Below are 16177 nucleotides of genomic sequence, written 5' to 3' on the forward strand. Positions count from 1 at the left end.
CATTGTACATAAAAACCCACCTGTCTAAATAAGTAATATGCACTTCAATCCCCCTTTAGAGCCAGCGACTCTTATTAAACGCTATAAACGTTTTCTTGCTGATATCACACTGCCTGACGACAGTGAGCGCACGATCCATTGTGCGAACACGGGAGCCATGACTGGCTGCGCCACACCCGGTAATACGGTTTGGTATTCAACCTCAGATAATGCAAAGCGAAAATACCCAAACAGTTGGGAGATCTCAGAAACAGATAAAGGTCATCGAATTTGTGTAAATACTGCGCGAGCGAACCAACTGGCAGTGGAAGCAATTGAAAATAAGACTATAGTTGAACTCTTAGGCTATGACGCTTTACGAACTGAAGTGAAATATGGCAGTGAGAATAGTCGAATTGATATTCTGCTGGAAGACAGTGAAAAGCCACCTTGTTATATCGAAGTAAAAAGTGTCACTTTGCTTGATGAGCAACAAACATCAACTAAGCAAGGGACCTCAACCAAAGGACAAGGCTTTTTCCCTGATGCGGTCACCACCAGAGGCCAAAAACACCTGCGTGAACTCACAGAAATGGCAGAATCTGGAAATAGAGCCGTACTTTTATTCACTGTTTTACATTCAGGTATTGAAAAAGTATCTGCAGCACACCATATAGACGCCAAATATTCGTTATTACTAAAACAAGCACAAGACGCTGGGGTTGAAGTGCTTTGCTATAAAGCAGAGCTCAGCAGTACTCAAATACAACTAAAACAGGCTGTTGAATTTATCAATAGCTAGACAAAGATGATGAAGTAATCACTTTGACTACAAGTTTGGATAAGAGTATTTGCCAGAACCAGATCTTTCTGCTATAGATACCCGCCTTAAAATTAGCTGCTTTGCAGTTGACTAGGTGTAAATAGGAGATGCTGTATGCCAGAATCTAAGAAAAAAGCGCTAGGCATCCTAGCCATCGCAGGTGTTGAACCGTACCAAGAAAAGCCAGGTGAAGAGTACATGTCACCTGAGCAAACGGAACATTTTACAAAAATTTTAGCAGCTTGGCGCAACCAGCTCAGGGAAGAAGTTGATCGTACTGTGCACCACATGCAGGACGAAGCAGCGAATTTCCCAGACCCAGTTGACCGTGCTTCTCAAGAAGAAGAGTTCAGCCTAGAGTTACGTAACCGTGACCGTGAGCGTCGTCTTATCAAGAAGATTGAAAAGACACTAGATAAGATTGAAGAAGATGATTTTGGCTTCTGCGATTCTTGTGGTGTTGAGATCGGCATTCGTCGCCTTGAAGCTCGTCCAACAGCTGACCTTTGTATTGACTGTAAAACACTTGCAGAGATCAAAGAGAAACAAATGCAAGGTTAATTCTTGCTGATGTAAAAAAGGGAGCTTTCGCTCCCTTTTTTGTTTGTATTGAAAGCTATTTTCAACATGCGCTATCTCATTGTCATCAAATAGCTACCAATACCAACAAACGGTTACTGTTGTTCTATCTAGACTAGGTTTTCACTCATGAGTTATATCGGGCGCTTTGCACCATCACCGTCAGGTCCTCTTCATTTTGGCTCACTGGTTGCCGCACTTGGCAGCTACTTTCAAGCGAAATCAAACCAAGGAGAATGGTTGGTTCGTATGGAAGATCTTGATCCACCGAGAGAAATGGCTGGCGCCGCAGATCTCATCCTCAAAACTCTTGAGGCTTATCATCTATTTTGGGATGGTGAAGTGGTGTATCAAAGCCAGCGTCATGATTTGTACCAAGCTCAAATAGATGCATGGGTAGCCGATAACCAAGCCTACTATTGCCAATGCACTCGTAAACAGATCAAAGCCCTTGGCGGCTTTTATACTGGGACTTGCCGCCACGCTGCGTTAATGGATTCAGGTGACCAAGCCGTTCGCTTACGTATGGCGCACCCTATTGAATCGTTTACCGACATTCGCCATGGTGACATTCATATACCGAAAGCACTGGCTGAAGAAGATTTCATCATAAAGCGTAGAGATGGCTTATTCGCTTACAACTTGGCTGTCGTGCTCGATGATATCGACCAAGGCATCACAGAGGTTGTGCGAGGAGCGGATTTGATTGAACCAACAGGCCGTCAAATTAGTTTATATAAAACACTCAAACAAAAAACCGTCAGTTACTTGCACTTACCATTGGCAACCGATGGCTTGGGTAATAAACTGTCAAAACAAAATCATGCAACTGCGATAGATCTCGACAATCCGAAACCGACGCTAATTAATGCGATGCGATTCTTAGGTTTTGATATTACCGAAGCCCTTTTGAGTGCTTCAATTGACGAGATTTTGTTTTGGGGCTGCCAGCAATGGAGCATTGCTCAATTGCCTGATAGTTTACAAAAAGAACACCGTGATTAACCCGAGTTCAGAGCTAAATAGCAAAAACGACACATAAAAATGCCATAACCAACAACTGTGGTTAAGCAGACGATGTTCTCAAATGGCTCGCGCTAAGCTATTATTAGCCGCAATTAAACTCTGCACTACCACTTTGGACTAAGAGAAAAACAAAGTTGGCGATACCTACTTTGTTCTAAACTAATGAATACAAACGACAATACCCCAAGCGAACAACGCGGATTCCACGAATTAGCACTGAATATTTATACTCGTCAAGAGCACAATATTTCACGCAAGCAGATCAGCGACAACGCACTAAAAGTATTATATCGCCTAAATGGGGCGGGTTTTGATGCATTTTTAGTCGGTGGTGGTGTGCGCGACATCTTATTGGGTTCTCAACCAAAAGATTTTGATATCGCAACCAACGCTACGCCAGAACAGATCAAAAACCTGTTTAGAAACTGCCGCCTAATTGGCCGTCGTTTCCGCTTGGCACATATCATGTTTGGTCGCGACATCATCGAAGTTGCAACTTTCCGTGGTCACCACCAAGAGCCATCGAAAAACGTGTCTGCGCAATCTGATGAAGGCATGTTGCTACGCGATAACGTGTACGGCAATGTTGATGAAGATGCAGAGCGTCGTGACTTCACTATTAATGCGATGTACTACAACATTGCAGACTACAGCATCCACGATTACGCGGGTGGTGTGGAAGATTTAGAAGACAAGCTGATCCGCTTAATTGGCGATCCAGAAACTCGCTACCGTGAAGACCCAGTACGTATGCTTCGTGCTATGCGTTTCGCCGCTAAACTGGATTTCGATATTGAAGAAGATACTGCCGACCCAATCGAAGAGTTAGCACACCTTCTAAAAGATATTCCAGCTGCGCGCCTTTACGAAGAATCACTTAAGTTACTGCAATCAGGACACGGTTTAGAAACTTACCACTTAATGCGTGAGTACAATCTATTCCAACAGATGTTCCCAGCTGTGGCTGAGCACTTCACTGAAGGTTATGATTCTCATACCGAGCAGATGCTTGATTTAGTGCTCGATTCAACTGACCTTCGTATCGACGATGGCAAGCGAGTAAACCCAGCCTTCATGTTTGCTGCAATTCTTTGGTACCCAATGAATAAGCTAGCGGACAAGCTGGTCGCTGAACAAGGCATGGCGCACTACGATGCAATCATGGAAGCAAGTAACATCATCCTTGATCAGCAAGTAAAGTCGATTGCTATTCCTCGTCGTCACACCGCGACTATTCGTGAGATTTGGCAGCTACAAGTTCGACTTCCACGTCGCAACGGTAAACGTGCTGTACGCCTAATGGAACTGAACAAATTCCGTGCAGGCTACGATTTCCTAGAAATGCGTGGCGAAATCGAGGGTGGCGAAACCAAAGAGTTAGCAAAATGGTGGGAGCGTTATCAAACAGCTGGTCGCAATATGCGCCAAGCTATGGCTAATGACGTTGCCGCACCATCAAAATCAGGTCATCGTCGCCGTAAGACTTACCGTAATAAAAAAAGTAAGCAATCCGAATGATAACGGCTTATATTGCGGTCGGCAGCAACCTTGCCGACCCAGTTAGCCAAGCAAATTTGGCTATCGAAACACTAAAAAGCCTACCGCGATCAACGTTTATTGCGACCTCCAAGCTATATAGTAGCACTCCAATGGGGCCGCAAAATCAACCCGACTACATCAACGCGGTAGTGGCAATCCAAACCGAATTAACGCCAACTGAACTGCTTGATTGCACTCAAAAAATCGAGTTAGAGCAAGGGCGTGTCCGTAAAGACGAACGTTGGGGACCAAGAACCTTGGATCTCGACATTGTACTTTACGGCAATGAGGTGATCGATTCAGAGCGCTTAACCGTTCCTCATTATGGAATGAAAGAACGAGAGTTTGTACTCTACCCGCTTGCTGAAATCGCACCAAGTTTACAACTCCCTGATGGGACTGAGCTGAGCGAACTACTCAAAGTAGTCGATCAAAATGGGCTCAATGTTTGGCAACAATAGCCAAACGCATTAAGGAAACCCAATGAAAAAAGTAACCATTAACGACCTTATCAAGTGCAAACAAGAAGGCCGTAAATTCGCGACGTCGACAGCTTATGATGCGAGCTTTGCTCAATTATTCGAAAGCCAAGAGATCCCTGTATTACTTGTCGGTGATTCACTAGGCATGGTTTTACAAGGCCAAACTGACACGTTGCCAGTGACAGTTGACGAAATTGCTTACCACACTCGCTCAGTGCGTGCTGGTAGCCCAAACTGTCTTCTTATGGCTGACATGCCGTTCATGAGCTATGCCACACCTGAGCAAGCTTGTGAGAGCGCTGCAACCATAATGCGTGCTGGTGCAAACATGGTTAAAATCGAAGGCGGAAGCTGGTTGGTTGATACCGTGAAGATGCTAACAGAGCGCGCGGTTCCCGTTTGTGCTCACTTGGGGTTAACACCTCAATCAGTGAACATCTTTGGTGGTTACAAAGTTCAAGGCCGTGACGACGAACAAGCAGACAAAATGGTTGCTGATGCTCTAGCTCTGCAAAATGCTGGCGCTCAAATCGTATTACTTGAATGTGTTCCGGCATCATTAGCCAAACGCATTACTGAAGCTTGTGATGTACCAGTGATTGGTATTGGCGCAGGCAACGTTACCGATGGTCAGATCTTAGTGATGCATGACATGTTCGGTATCTCTGCGACTTATATGCCAAAGTTCTCTAAGAATTTCTTAGCGGAAACAGGCGATATGCGAAAAGCCGTCGCTCTATACAAAGAAGAAGTAGAGAGCGCGCGTTTCCCTGATGAAGCTCATACAATAGCTTAGGAGTTACTATGCAAACTTTTGCTGAAATAGCGGCTCTTCGCGAGCAGATTAAACAGTTTAAGCGTGATGGACGTACCGTTGCTTTTGTACCAACAATGGGAAACCTTCATGAAGGCCACCTGACGCTGGTAAAGAAAGCGCGTGAATTAGCAGACATTGTTGTGGTGAGCATTTTTGTTAACCCAATGCAGTTTGACCGTGCGGACGACCTGAACAATTACCCTCGAACGTTAGAAGCTGATTTAAGCAAACTAACAGGCGAAGGTGTTGAGCTTGTGTTTACTCCAACGCCAGAAGTGATGTACCCAGATGGACTAGACAAACAGACGTTTGTTGAAGTACCTGGTATTTCGCACATGCTTGAAGGGGCATCTCGCCCAGGCCACTTCCGTGGTGTGGCGACGATTGTTGCTAAGCTATTTAATATCGTTCAGCCAGACTTTGCATGCTTCGGCGAGAAAGACTTCCAACAGCTTGCGGTCATTAGTCATATGACGACGGATCTTGCTTTAGATATCCAAATTATCGGCGTACCAACCGTTCGTGAGATGGATGGACTTGCGATGAGCTCTCGCAATAGCAACCTGACTATCGACGAACGCCAGCGCGCACCTGTACTTGCTCGCACTATGCGTTGGATCAGTAGTGCTATTCGTGGCGGCCGTGACGATTACGCATCTGTCATTGAAGATGCAACTGACCAACTTCGTGCTGCAGACCTGCAACCTGATGAGATTTTCATTTGCGATGCTAAAACGCTGCAAGCCATCACTTCAGAATCGACTCAAGCGGTTATCTTGATGTCAGCTTTCTTAGGTAAGACTCGTCTTATCGACAACCAAGTTCTCGATTTGGTCACGGAAACGAAAGAAGAAGTGAAAGAAGAAACAGCGGAATAATCGCTCTCTTCTCTAAATGCGAAACAAAAGCACAAAACGCAGAACATAAAAAAGGTCGATGTAATATCGACCTTTTTCTTTGCCTTTCATTCCAAGACTTACAAGGAAGACATTAGCTACGTAAGCCGATGCCCTTCGTCACTAGGTAGTGTGCAACGCCATACAGCGCTACGATAAACACACCCAATACAGTAAACGACGTTACAATACCAACATCAGACACTCCCAAGAAGCCATATCTGAATGCGTTAACCATGTACACAATTGGGTTCAGTTTCGACACACCTTGCCAAAATTCAGGCAATAGACTGATCGAGTAAAACACACCCCCAAGGTATGTTAGCGGTGTCAGAATAAACGTTGGGATAATAGAAATATCGTCGAACGTGCGTGCAAATACCGCGTTGATTAAGCCACCCAGAGCGAACACAATCGACGTTAGAAATACCGTCGCAATAATCACGCCCCAATGATCAACTTGCAGGTCAACAAAGAAAAGCGATACGAAGGTTACAATCGTACCCACTAACAAGCCACGCACTACACCGCCCATCACGAAACCAGCAATAATCACATAGTTAGGAACTGGCGCTACAAGCAGCTCTTCAATGTTCTTCTGGAATTTGGCACTAAAAAACGACGAAGCGACGTTAGAGTACGAGTTGGTGATCACCGACATCATAATCAAACCCGGCACAATGTATTCCATGTAGCTAAAACCGTTCATTTCACCAATACGAGCACCAATCAGGTTGCCGAAGATGATGAAGTAAAGTGTCATAGTGATCGCAGGTGGAACCAGTGTTTGCACCCAAATTCGAGTGAATCTGTTCACCTCTTTGGTCAACAAACTACAAAAGGCTGTCCAATATAATTTATGCATATTACTTGCTCCCCTCACGCACGATGCTCACAAATAGCTCTTCTAGACGGTTCGCTTTATTACGCATAGAAAGGACTTTTATCTGTTGCTCTGTCAGTTGAGCAAAGATAGCGTTTAAACCTAAGTTCTTGTCGATTTCGATCTCTAGCGAGCCATTGACCATTACTTGGCTATTGACGCCATCAAGCTTAGGCTCTGCAGTGCCCTCTTCAAGATCAAGAACAAACGTCTCAGCACTTAACTTACCCAGCAGCGCTTTCATGGTCGTATTCTCAATCAACTCGCCACGGTTAATAATACCGATATTGCGACACAGCATTTCCGCTTCTTCTAGGTAGTGCGTAGTCAAGATAATGGTAATGCCCTGCTTCTCGTTGATCTCTTTCAGGAATTCCCACATAGAACGACGCAACTCAATATCAACACCCGCTGTTGGCTCATCAAGGATCAGCAAATGAGGTTCATGCATCAGTGCACGAGCGATCATCAAACGACGCTTCATACCACCAGACAAGTTACGCGCACGTTCGCCACGCTTTTCCCACAAATCGAGTTGAGATAGGTACTTTTTCGCGCGTTCTTTAGCAAGAGTTTTAGTCACGCCGTAATAACCCGCTTGTTGTAGCACAATCTGCTCAACGGTTTCGAAAGGGTTAAAGTTAAATTCTTGCGGTACTAAGCCTAAGTTCTGTTTCGCTAACTCCAGATCGGTATCAATGTCGTAACCGAACACCTTAACCTTGCCTGATGTTTTGTTAACCAGAGAAGAAATAACGCCAATGGTCGTAGATTTACCCGCACCATTTGGACCAAGAAGCGCGTAAAAGTCGCCCTTTTTTACTTGTAAACTGATGCCTTTGAGAGCCTCAAAGCCCCCAGCATAAGTTTTTCTTAATTGCTCAATTTCTAATGCATACATAGAGATAGACTGCCATTTGCGATAGGTAGATGTTGATGACCGAGTCTGAGGAAGAGAGTGAAACTTAAAACGAGCTAGTTGAACCTAACCCAAAACTTGTTTACTCGGCCATTTTGCAAGCAAGTTTATCGTTGATTAACGATTAATACAAATGCCGAGTGAGAGTTTCTTTCGAAAGCGAACAAGGATATCAGCTATGTGAAGACCAATTCAGTGTTCAGTAAACATAAAAATGCCGTTAAGTTATTCACTTAACGGCATTAATCACAAATATTAGATTTGGCGTCTATAACTGATTCATGTCAGATTATTGCTGAAAATTAAACTGACTCAAATTGATGTTCATCTCTATCAACATAGCTTGTTGCAGCTGTCAGGGCTTCATATCTGAATCGATAGGTGTTGGATTCCGGCACAAGATCAAGCACGTGGAATTTCTCTAGCTGCTGACGGGTATTCTCGTTTGGACACAACAGATAAACCTCACATTCAGCATCGAGGGCATCTTTGATTGCGTTTTCTAGCGCGAGGCCGACCGTCACATCAATCATTGGCACATCCGTCAGATCTAAGATCATCGCTTCGTAATCAGAGATACTTGAGTGCTGACGCGATATCGCCTTCGAAACACTAAAAATCATCGGTCCAGAAAGATAGAAGAACAACACCTTACCGTTAGCGGTATCTAACAACTGACGTTCGCTGTCCGTCAGCGGGATATCGTCTTCGTCATCACCGTCACTGATGGACTTTACTTGTCTGGCTTGTTCACGGCTCAAGCGTTCAATAATCAGGATGTTCGATATAAAGACACCAAGACCAACTGCAATTATCAAATCAACAAATACAGTAAGGAGCATCACGCCATACATCACACCCATGCCTGCATAACTCACCTTGTGAGCACGCTGAATAAAACTCCAATCAAGAATATTGAAGCCGACATACATGGCGATACCCGCAAGCACAGCCATTGGGATCGGTTCGGTCAAACCACCCGCGACTAATACCACCAGCGCTAAAACTAGCGCTCGAATAACACCAGAAAGCGGTGAACGAGCACCTACTTGGATATTCGTCACAGTGCCCATGGTAGCACCTGCGCCCGGCAGAGCGCCGAACAAGCCAGAAATCATATTGGCGATGCCCTGTCCGCGAAGTTCCTTATCAGAGTCATGCTCTTTACGGGTTAATGAGTCCCCTATCACCGCGGTAAGCAGCGTATCAATACAACCTAACGTACCCAGCACCAAGGCATCGATTACCATGGTTGTGAACAACTCTGGGCTAATCGTTGGAATCACTAAAGAAGGTAAGCCAGCCGGGATTTCACCAATACGACGGATAGAATCCGTATCGAAGATAATGACCGATAATAAGGTCACAGCAACTAGGGCAACCAATTGTGCTGGGACATACTTGCGGTATTTAGTCGGAAAACCAAAAAGGATACCGAGCGTTAATACACCTAAAAACAGCTCGCTGAACTTCAGATTTGCCAGCGTATCGGGAAGCCCAGAAAGCGTCCCCATCACCCCACCCGATGGTGCTGCGTGTCCTAACAATGGAGACAGTTGCAAGATAATCAGAATAACGCCAATACCTGACATAAAGCCGGAGATCACGCTATATGGCATCAAAGTAACGTATTTACCGAGCTTTAATGTCCCAAGTAATATCTGAAATGCACCCGCCATCATCACCACGGTAAAGGTCATTGCCATTCCAGTTTCAGGATATTTAGCGACCATGCTGGTCATCACCGCCGTCATGATCACCGTCATTGGTCCGGTCGGCTCTGAGATCAAACTGCTGGAACCGCCAAATAGTGCAGCAAACAGGCCAACCATAATGGCGCCCCATAAGCCCGCTTCCGCACCCGCTCCAGAAGCAACACCAAATGCTAACGCTAAAGGCAGTGAGATGATGGCTGTAGTGACACCGCCAAACATATCTCCTTTGAGATTGATATCCGCAAAACGACTTCCAAACAAAACACACCTTCCTGATGATGAAATGACAAACCTTATTACTTTAACAAATGAGTCTGTAACACAGAAAGTGTTAATTCAATCACATTATTCATGTCTTATAACCAGATACTAGCTTCTACGCTAAGTTAATGATTTTAACAGCTAGAACACGTCAGATGAGTGCGAGTTGACACAGTTTTTACGAGATTGAATTTGTAACATTGTGTATAGTTATAACTCTTAATTAAGGGACGTAAGACGCAAAATGCCAGAGATTAAACAGCTTTTTGAAAACAACTCTAAATGGTCTGAAGAAATTCGTTCTCAAAGACCAGAGTATTTTACAACGCTTGAAGAGGGTCAAAACCCTGGTTTCCTATGGATCGGCTGCTCTGATAGCCGAGTACCGGCCGAGCGTCTCACTGGTTTGTATTCTGGCGAACTGTTTGTTCATCGAAATGTAGCAAACCAAGTGGTTCATACCGACCTAAACTGCCTGTCTGTTGTGCAGTACGCCGTTGACGTACTCAAAGTTAAACACATCATTGTATGCGGTCACTATGGCTGTGGTGGTGTTAATGCAGCGATTGATAACCCTAAACTTGGCCTTATCAACAACTGGCTACTCCACATTCGCGATAACTACCTTAAGTACCGCAAGCAAATTGAATCTCTACCTCGTGAACAATGGGGTGACAAGTTGTGCGAAATTAACGTTGCAGAGCAAGTCTACAACCTTGGTAACTCAACCATCATGCAAAGCGCATGGGAACGGGGACAAGATATTGAAATCCACGGCGTAGTTTATGGTATTGGTAACGGCAAGCTACAAGACCTTGGCGTTCGTTGTTCAAGTAATGACACGTTAGAAAATAGTCACTTAGATGCGCTTGATAAAATCCTATCGTCTCCAATTCTTGGTTAATTATTAAGGTTTAAATCTTATCGTTTAATCACTAGATATAAGAAAGGCTCGCATTGTGCGAGCCTTTTTGTTTGTCAGTCTTAACAGAGTAATAATTACTCTTGAGGTACAACTTTACCGATGTATGGTAGGTGACGATACTTTTGCGCGTAGTCGATGCCCACACCAACAACGAATTCGTCAGGAATTTCAAAACCAATCCACTTAGTATCGACAATCACTTCACGGCGAGAAGGCTTGTCTAAAAGAGTACAAATCTCGATAGATTTAGGACCACGTAGGCTTAGAATCTCTTTCACTTTAGTCAGAGTGTTACCTGTATCGATAATGTCTTCTACAAGTAGAACGTCTTTACCTTGGATGTCGTCATCAAGGTCTTTCAAAATACGAACGTCACGCGAGCTTTCCATGCCGTTGCCGTAGCTAGATGCGGTCATGAAATCAACTTGGTGAGTTAAATCGATAGCACGAGCAAGATCGGCCATAAAGACAAAAGATCCACGTAATAAGCCAACTAGAACTAGATCTTCACTACCGTTGTAATGTTCCGTGATCTGTTTACCTAGTTCATTCACTCGATCCTGAACTTCTTGCTCGGAGATCATGACTTCAACTGTATGCTTCATACTGCTCTCATTTTATTTGGTGATTGCGACAAGTGTAGACAGTTTGTCATTGGTGCCGCTCAATTTTGTGAGTAAGTCTAGCATTGCTCAAATACCCACACCACCTTCTGGTTCGAATTTACTCATACATTCTCAACGAAGTGTGCGCTGATGCCTTGTTCAATAGTCGCTTCCTTTCACATCAATCCTGATCACGCTTTATGGATCAAGTTTGATGTAACTGCCTATAAAATAAGCTCAAAGGATTGACCATTCGCATATGCACCATTACACTCATCTTGGCTTAAATAATAATAAAATCATTAATATAAAAATTCGTTGGCAAGGAAAATAAAATGGACTCAATCTCTAAGAGACCTAGAACTAGGCTTTCACCCCTAAAAAGAAAACTGCAATTGATGGAGATCGCTCTTGAAGTTTTCTCTCGTCGCGGCATTGGCCGTGGCGGTCATGCAGACATAGCAGACATTGCTCAAGTATCAGTTGCAACTGTATTTAACTACTTCCCAACCCGTGAAGACTTGGTTGATGAAGTACTTAATCACGTAGTTCGCCAATTCTCTAACTTCCTTTCAGACAATATCGACTTAGATATTCACGCAAAAGAAAACCTACATAATATTGCGACTGAAATGGTGACGTTAGTGGCTCAAGATAGCCATTGGTTGAACGTATGGTTTGAATGGAGCGCTTCGACTCGTGATGAAGTGTGGCCTCTGTTTGTAACCACTAACCGCACTAACCAGATGTTAGTACAAAACATGTTTAGTAAAGCGATTGAACGCGGCGAAGTTTGCGACGATCACGACCCTAAACATCTTGCGAACCTATTCCACGGCATTTGTTACTCGCTATTCATCCAAGCGAAACGTGTAGATACACAAGAAGAACTTTCGACCTTAACGGATAGCTACTTGAACATGCTATGCATTTATAAGTAGATTCGAGATTCGAGATTCGAGATTCGAGTAAATAACTTAAGGGTTGGCCTAATCGGTCAACCCTTTTTTTGTCGTGTGTAATCGCTCTTCGCATCCCGAGCGCAGCGTACTCGCATCTCGGAGTGAAACGTTCCTGTTCCTTACTTCAGACATAAAAAAGCCGCTGACGAATCAGCGGCTTTTAAAAACATTAGCGAGTGGCTAAAGAAAAATTACTTCTTCTTTTTTACTGCTTTTTTGTTTGGAAGGTCAGTGATTGAACCTTCGAATACTTCCGCAGCAAGACCAACAGACTCGTGTAGAGTTGGGTGAGCGTGGATAGTAAGTGCGATATCTTCTGCATCACAACCCATTTCGATTGCTAGGCCGATTTCGCCAAGAAGTTCACCACCGTTAGTACCAACAACAGCACCACCGATTACGCGATGAGTCTCTTTATCAAAGATCATCTTAGTCATACCGTCAGCACAGTCAGAAGCGATTGCACGACCAGAAGCAGCCCAAGGGAAAGTAGCAACTTCGTAGTTCAGGCCTTCCGCTTTCGCTTCTTTCTCAGTCTTACCTACCCAAGCAACTTCTGGCTCAGTGTACGCAATTGATGGGATTACTTTAGGATCGAAGTAGTGCTTCTTACCAGAGATAACTTCAGCAGCTACGTGACCTTCATGCACACCTTTGTGAGCAAGCATTGGTTGACCAACAACGTCACCGATCGCGTGGATGTGAGGAACGTTAGTACGCATTTGCTTATCAACATTGATGAAACCGCGCTCATCAACTTCGATACCTGCTTTTTCAGCGTCGATAAGTGCACCGTTTGGAACACGACCGATAGCAACAAGAACAGCATCGTAACGCTCAGCTTCAGCTGGCGCTTTCTTGCCTTCCATTGAAACGTAGATACCGTCTTCTTTCGCTTCGACTGCCGTCACTTTAGTTTCAAGCATTAGCTTGAACTTGTTCTTAATGCGTTTAGTGAAGACTTTAACGATGTCTTTATCCGCAGCAGGGATAACTTGATCGAACATCTCAACAACTTCAACTTTAGAACCTAGAGAGTGGTAAACCGTACCCATCTCAAGACCGATGATACCGCCGCCCATGATAAGCAGTTTTTCTGGTACTTCGTTTAGTTCTAGTGCATCCGTAGAATCCCAAATACGTGGGTCTTCATGTGGGATGAAAGGAAGTTTGATTGGGCGAGAGCCCGCTGCAATGATTGCATTATCAAAGTTAATTGTTGTCGTTTCTTCGCCAACAACTTCGATGCTGTTAGGACCAGTAAACTTACCGAAACCGTTAACAACAGTAACATTACGCATCTTAGCCATACCGCCAAGACCGCCAGTCAGTTGATCAACTACTTTGTCTTTCCAGATACGAACTTTGTTGATGTCCGTTTGTGGCTCGCCGAATACAACGCCGTGCTCTGCCATCGCTTTTGCTTCTTCAATTACTTTAGATACGTGAAGAAGTGCTTTTGATGGAATACAACCAACGTTTAGACATACACCACCAAGAGTGCTGTAACGTTCAACTAGTACTGTTTCTAGACCTAAATCCGCACAACGGAATGCCGCTGAGTAGCCAGCAGGACCTGAACCAAGTACAACAACTTGGGCTTTAATTTCTTTGCTCATTGTGACCTCTTGTAGTCATTATCCCTAACAGGCTGAGTAGATGTTCTTAAAATTATTGGGCTTTCAAACAGGAAACATTTTACAGAGATGTTAACAGTGTGAAAGTAGCTTTAAGTTAGCCTGTGAGCTAGACAACAATTCCCCCGCAGTTTATGAGAAATGCCGGAAACTGTTCTCTAAAAATAGTCTTTATATAAAGAATTAAGGTGACCCGAAAGTCACCTTAATAATTACTTTCTCAATTACAGTACTAGACGACGAATGTCAGATAGTGCGCTGTTTAGGAAAGTAATGAAGCGTGCACCTTCAGCACCATCGATCACGCGGTGATCGTATGATAGAGACAGTGGAAGCTGTAGACGTGGTTGGAACTCTTTACCATTCCAAACTGGCTTAATCTCAGACTTAGATACACCTAGGATACCTACTTCTGGAGCATTTACGATTGGAGTAAACGCAGTACCGCCAATACCACCAAGGCTAGAGATTGTGAAACAACCGCCTTGCATGTCTGCCGCTGTTAGCTTACCAGAGCGTGCTTTCTTAGAAACAACCATTAGTTCTTCAGACAGCTCGTAAATGCCTTTCTTGTTCACGTCTTTGAAAACAGGAACAACTAGGCCGTTTGGTGTATCAACTGCGATACCCACGTTTACGTACTTCTTAAGAATGATGCTTTCGCCATCGTCAGAAAGAGACGAGTTGAATGCAGGGAATGCTTCTAGCGCTTTAGCAACAGCTTTCATGATGAACACAAGTGGAGTGATCTTCATGCCAGTGTCTTTCTTCGCTTCGATTGCATTCTGTTCTTTACGGAATGCTTCTAGCTCAGTGATATCTGCGTTATCCCACTGTGTAACGTGCGGGATCATTACCCAGTTACGGTGCAGGTTAGCGCCAGAGATCTTCTTAATCTTAGAAAGCTTCTGAACTTCAGTTTCGCCGAACTTGCTGAAGTCAACTTTTGGCCACGGTAGTAGACCAAGAGCAGAACCGTCGCCGCCTTTGCCAGATGCTGCTGCACCAGACTCTAGACGCTTAAGTGCATCTTTAACGTAAGACTGAACGTCTTCTTTAAGGATACGGCTCTTACGACCAGTACCTTTAACCTTAGAAAGGTTAACGCCAAATTCGCGAGCAAGACGACGAACAACTGGAGAAGCGTGCGCGTAGTCACCGTTCTCTTGGAAGTCGCCAGCTGCTGGAGCTACTGCTTCTGCTTTAGGTGCAGGTGCTGCTGCCGGAGCTGCTGCTTGTGCTGGAGCCGCTACTGCTACTGGAGCTGCGCCTTCAACCACGAAAGTCATGATTGAAGAGCCTGTTGACACTTTGTCACCAGCTGCAATCTTGATTTCTTTTACTGTACCAGCGAATGGTGCAGGCACTTCCATTGAAGCTTTGTCGCCTTCAACAGTAATTAGAGATTGCTCTTCTTCTACTGTATCGCCAACCGCTACCATGATTTCAGTAACTTCTACTTCGTCGCCACCGATATCAGGAACGTTCACTTCTTTCTCAGCAGATGCTGCTGGAGCCGCTGCAACTGGTGCCGCCGCTGGAGCAGGAGCTGCTGCAACTGGAGCGCCAGAACCTGCCACTTCAAATACCATCACTAGAGAACCAGTAGATACTGAGTCACCAGAAGCGATCTTGATTTCTTTAACTATACCAGCGAATGGTGCAGGTACTTCCATTGAAGCCTTGTCACCTTCAACAGTAAGAAGAGATTGCTCTTCTTCTACTGCGTCGCCGATAGCTACCATGATTTCAGTTACTTCAACTTCATCACCGCCGATATCAGGAACGTGAACTTCTTTAAGCTCAGCCGCCGCTGCAGGAGCAGCTGCAACAGGTGCCGCCGCTTCAACTGCTGGCGCAGCCGGTGCTGCTGCAGCACCTTCCGCTTCGAAGATCATGATAAGAGAACCAGTAGAAACAGAATCACCTTCTGAAATCTTGATTTCTTTAACGATACCCGCTTGAGACGCAGGAACTTCCATTGAAGCTTTGTCGCCTTCAACAGTGATCAGTGACTGCTCTTCTTCAACCTTGTCGCCAACGTTTACAAGAATCTCAGTTACTTCAACCTCGTCAGCACCGATGTCTGGTACATTAATTTCGATTGTCATTGTATTTACCTACCTTAA

The 16177-nt window shown here is 44.6% G+C and carries 15 protein-coding genes; 9 read left to right on the forward strand and 6 right to left on the reverse strand.

Annotation, left to right across the window (positions count from 1 at the left end; translation table 11 throughout):
- Positions 1-37: 37 nt before the first annotated feature.
- From sfsA to panC, 7 genes are all read left to right on the forward strand, one after another.
- Complete coding sequence (gene sfsA, locus AC3CKG_RS13525) at positions 38-781, forward strand: DNA/RNA nuclease SfsA (protein WP_065102980.1); 744 nt, start codon at positions 38-40, stop codon at positions 779-781.
- Positions 782-916: 135 nt separating this feature from the next.
- Positions 917-1363 (forward strand): RNA polymerase-binding protein DksA, encoded by a 447-nt coding sequence (gene dksA / locus AC3CKG_RS13530; protein WP_017108728.1) that lies wholly within the window; start codon positions 917-919, stop codon positions 1361-1363.
- A gap of 147 nt (positions 1364-1510) precedes the next feature.
- Positions 1511-2386 (forward strand): tRNA glutamyl-Q(34) synthetase GluQRS, encoded by an 876-nt coding sequence (gene gluQRS / locus AC3CKG_RS13535; RefSeq protein WP_488528477.1) that lies wholly within the window; start codon positions 1511-1513, stop codon positions 2384-2386.
- 183 nt (positions 2387-2569) lie between these two features.
- Entirely contained in the window at positions 2570-3925 is a 1356-nt protein-coding gene (gene pcnB, locus AC3CKG_RS13540) for a polynucleotide adenylyltransferase PcnB (protein WP_017106901.1), read from the forward strand.
- The gene (gene folK / locus AC3CKG_RS13545) at positions 3922-4407 is read left to right on the forward strand and encodes a 2-amino-4-hydroxy-6-hydroxymethyldihydropteridine diphosphokinase (protein WP_488528478.1); all 486 of its coding nucleotides are present in this window, start codon (positions 3922-3924) and stop codon (positions 4405-4407) included. The genes pcnB and folK overlap by 4 nt, the downstream gene beginning before the upstream one ends.
- Before the next feature lie 22 nt (positions 4408-4429).
- Positions 4430-5224, forward strand: coding sequence for a 3-methyl-2-oxobutanoate hydroxymethyltransferase (gene panB, locus AC3CKG_RS13550; RefSeq protein WP_017106899.1), 795 nt, complete (start codon positions 4430-4432; stop codon positions 5222-5224).
- Positions 5225-5232: 8 nt separating this feature from the next.
- Positions 5233-6123 (forward strand): pantoate--beta-alanine ligase, encoded by an 891-nt coding sequence (panC, locus tag AC3CKG_RS13555; RefSeq protein ID WP_017106898.1) that lies wholly within the window; start codon positions 5233-5235, stop codon positions 6121-6123.
- 112 nt (positions 6124-6235) lie between these two features.
- Here the strand turns inward: panC and AC3CKG_RS13560 are convergent, their stop codons facing one another.
- From AC3CKG_RS13560 to AC3CKG_RS13570, 3 genes are all read right to left on the reverse strand, one after another.
- Positions 6236-7006, reverse strand: a complete 771-nt coding sequence (locus tag AC3CKG_RS13560) for an ABC transporter permease (RefSeq protein ID WP_029223246.1) — start codon at positions 7004-7006, stop codon at positions 6236-6238.
- 1 nt (position 7007) lies between these two features.
- Positions 7008-7925 (reverse strand): ABC transporter ATP-binding protein, encoded by a 918-nt coding sequence (locus tag AC3CKG_RS13565; RefSeq protein WP_488528479.1) that lies wholly within the window; start codon positions 7923-7925, stop codon positions 7008-7010.
- 320 nt (positions 7926-8245) lie between these two features.
- A complete protein-coding gene (locus tag AC3CKG_RS13570; protein ID WP_198593315.1) occupies positions 8246-9877 on the reverse strand; it encodes a SulP family inorganic anion transporter in 1632 nt (543 codons plus the stop codon).
- Positions 9878-10163: 286 nt separating this feature from the next.
- Between AC3CKG_RS13570 and can the strand changes: the two genes are divergently transcribed.
- Entirely contained in the window at positions 10164-10823 is a 660-nt protein-coding gene (can, locus tag AC3CKG_RS13575; RefSeq protein WP_017108722.1) for a carbonate dehydratase, read from the forward strand.
- A 95-nt stretch (positions 10824-10918) separates the two neighbouring features.
- Here can and hpt read toward each other — a convergent pair whose 3' ends face one another.
- On the reverse strand, positions 10919-11449 hold the full coding sequence (gene hpt, locus AC3CKG_RS13580) for a hypoxanthine phosphoribosyltransferase (protein WP_010435974.1): 531 nt from the start codon (positions 11447-11449) through the stop codon (positions 10919-10921).
- A gap of 335 nt (positions 11450-11784) precedes the next feature.
- Here hpt and AC3CKG_RS13585 point away from each other — a divergent pair, with 335 nt between their 5' ends.
- Positions 11785-12390 carry a LuxR/HapR/OpaR family quorum-sensing transcriptional regulator gene (locus tag AC3CKG_RS13585; RefSeq protein WP_017108721.1) on the forward strand — a complete coding sequence of 202 codons (606 nt, stop codon included), beginning with the start codon at positions 11785-11787 and terminating at the stop codon, positions 12388-12390.
- 212 nt (positions 12391-12602) lie between these two features.
- Here AC3CKG_RS13585 and lpdA read toward each other — a convergent pair whose 3' ends face one another.
- Complete coding sequence (gene lpdA / locus AC3CKG_RS13590; RefSeq protein ID WP_017106891.1) at positions 12603-14030, reverse strand: dihydrolipoyl dehydrogenase; 1428 nt, start codon at positions 14028-14030, stop codon at positions 12603-12605.
- 242 nt (positions 14031-14272) lie between these two features.
- On the reverse strand, positions 14273-16159 hold the full coding sequence (gene aceF, locus AC3CKG_RS13595; RefSeq protein WP_065110807.1) for a pyruvate dehydrogenase complex dihydrolipoyllysine-residue acetyltransferase: 1887 nt from the start codon (positions 16157-16159) through the stop codon (positions 14273-14275).
- Positions 16160-16177 lie beyond the last annotated feature (18 nt).

It is taken from the genome of Vibrio sp. QJM3NY_15 (assembly GCF_057785995.1).

What these genes read in the sequence shown, in the direction of transcription:
- AC3CKG_RS13585 (WP_017108721.1), top strand. Translation starts at nt 11,785, where the DNA reads ATGGACTCAATCTCTAAGAGACCTAGAACTAGGCTTTCACCCCTAAAA.
- sfsA (WP_065102980.1), top strand. Translation starts at nt 38, where the DNA reads ATGCACTTCAATCCCCCTTTAGAGCCAGCGACTCTTATTAAACGCTAT.
- gluQRS (WP_488528477.1), top strand. Translation starts at nt 1,511, where the DNA reads ATGAGTTATATCGGGCGCTTTGCACCATCACCGTCAGGTCCTCTTCAT.
- can (WP_017108722.1), top strand. Translation starts at nt 10,164, where the DNA reads ATGCCAGAGATTAAACAGCTTTTTGAAAACAACTCTAAATGGTCTGAA.
- dksA (WP_017108728.1), top strand. Translation starts at nt 917, where the DNA reads ATGCCAGAATCTAAGAAAAAAGCGCTAGGCATCCTAGCCATCGCAGGT.
- AC3CKG_RS13565 (WP_488528479.1), bottom strand. Translation starts at nt 7,925, where the DNA reads ATGTATGCATTAGAAATTGAGCAATTAAGAAAAACTTATGCTGGGGGC.
- AC3CKG_RS13570 (WP_198593315.1), bottom strand. Translation starts at nt 9,877, where the DNA reads ATGTTTGGCGGTGTCACTACAGCCATCATCTCACTGCCTTTAGCGTTA.
- lpdA (WP_017106891.1), bottom strand. Translation starts at nt 14,030, where the DNA reads ATGAGCAAAGAAATTAAAGCCCAAGTTGTTGTACTTGGTTCAGGTCCT.
- aceF (WP_065110807.1), bottom strand. Translation starts at nt 16,159, where the DNA reads ATGACAATCGAAATTAATGTACCAGACATCGGTGCTGACGAGGTTGAA.
- hpt (WP_010435974.1), bottom strand. Translation starts at nt 11,449, where the DNA reads ATGAAGCATACAGTTGAAGTCATGATCTCCGAGCAAGAAGTTCAGGAT.
- pcnB (WP_017106901.1), top strand. Translation starts at nt 2,570, where the DNA reads ATGAATACAAACGACAATACCCCAAGCGAACAACGCGGATTCCACGAA.
- panC (WP_017106898.1), top strand. Translation starts at nt 5,233, where the DNA reads ATGCAAACTTTTGCTGAAATAGCGGCTCTTCGCGAGCAGATTAAACAG.
- AC3CKG_RS13560 (WP_029223246.1), bottom strand. Translation starts at nt 7,006, where the DNA reads ATGCATAAATTATATTGGACAGCCTTTTGTAGTTTGTTGACCAAAGAG.
- folK (WP_488528478.1), top strand. Translation starts at nt 3,922, where the DNA reads ATGATAACGGCTTATATTGCGGTCGGCAGCAACCTTGCCGACCCAGTT.
- panB (WP_017106899.1), top strand. Translation starts at nt 4,430, where the DNA reads ATGAAAAAAGTAACCATTAACGACCTTATCAAGTGCAAACAAGAAGGC.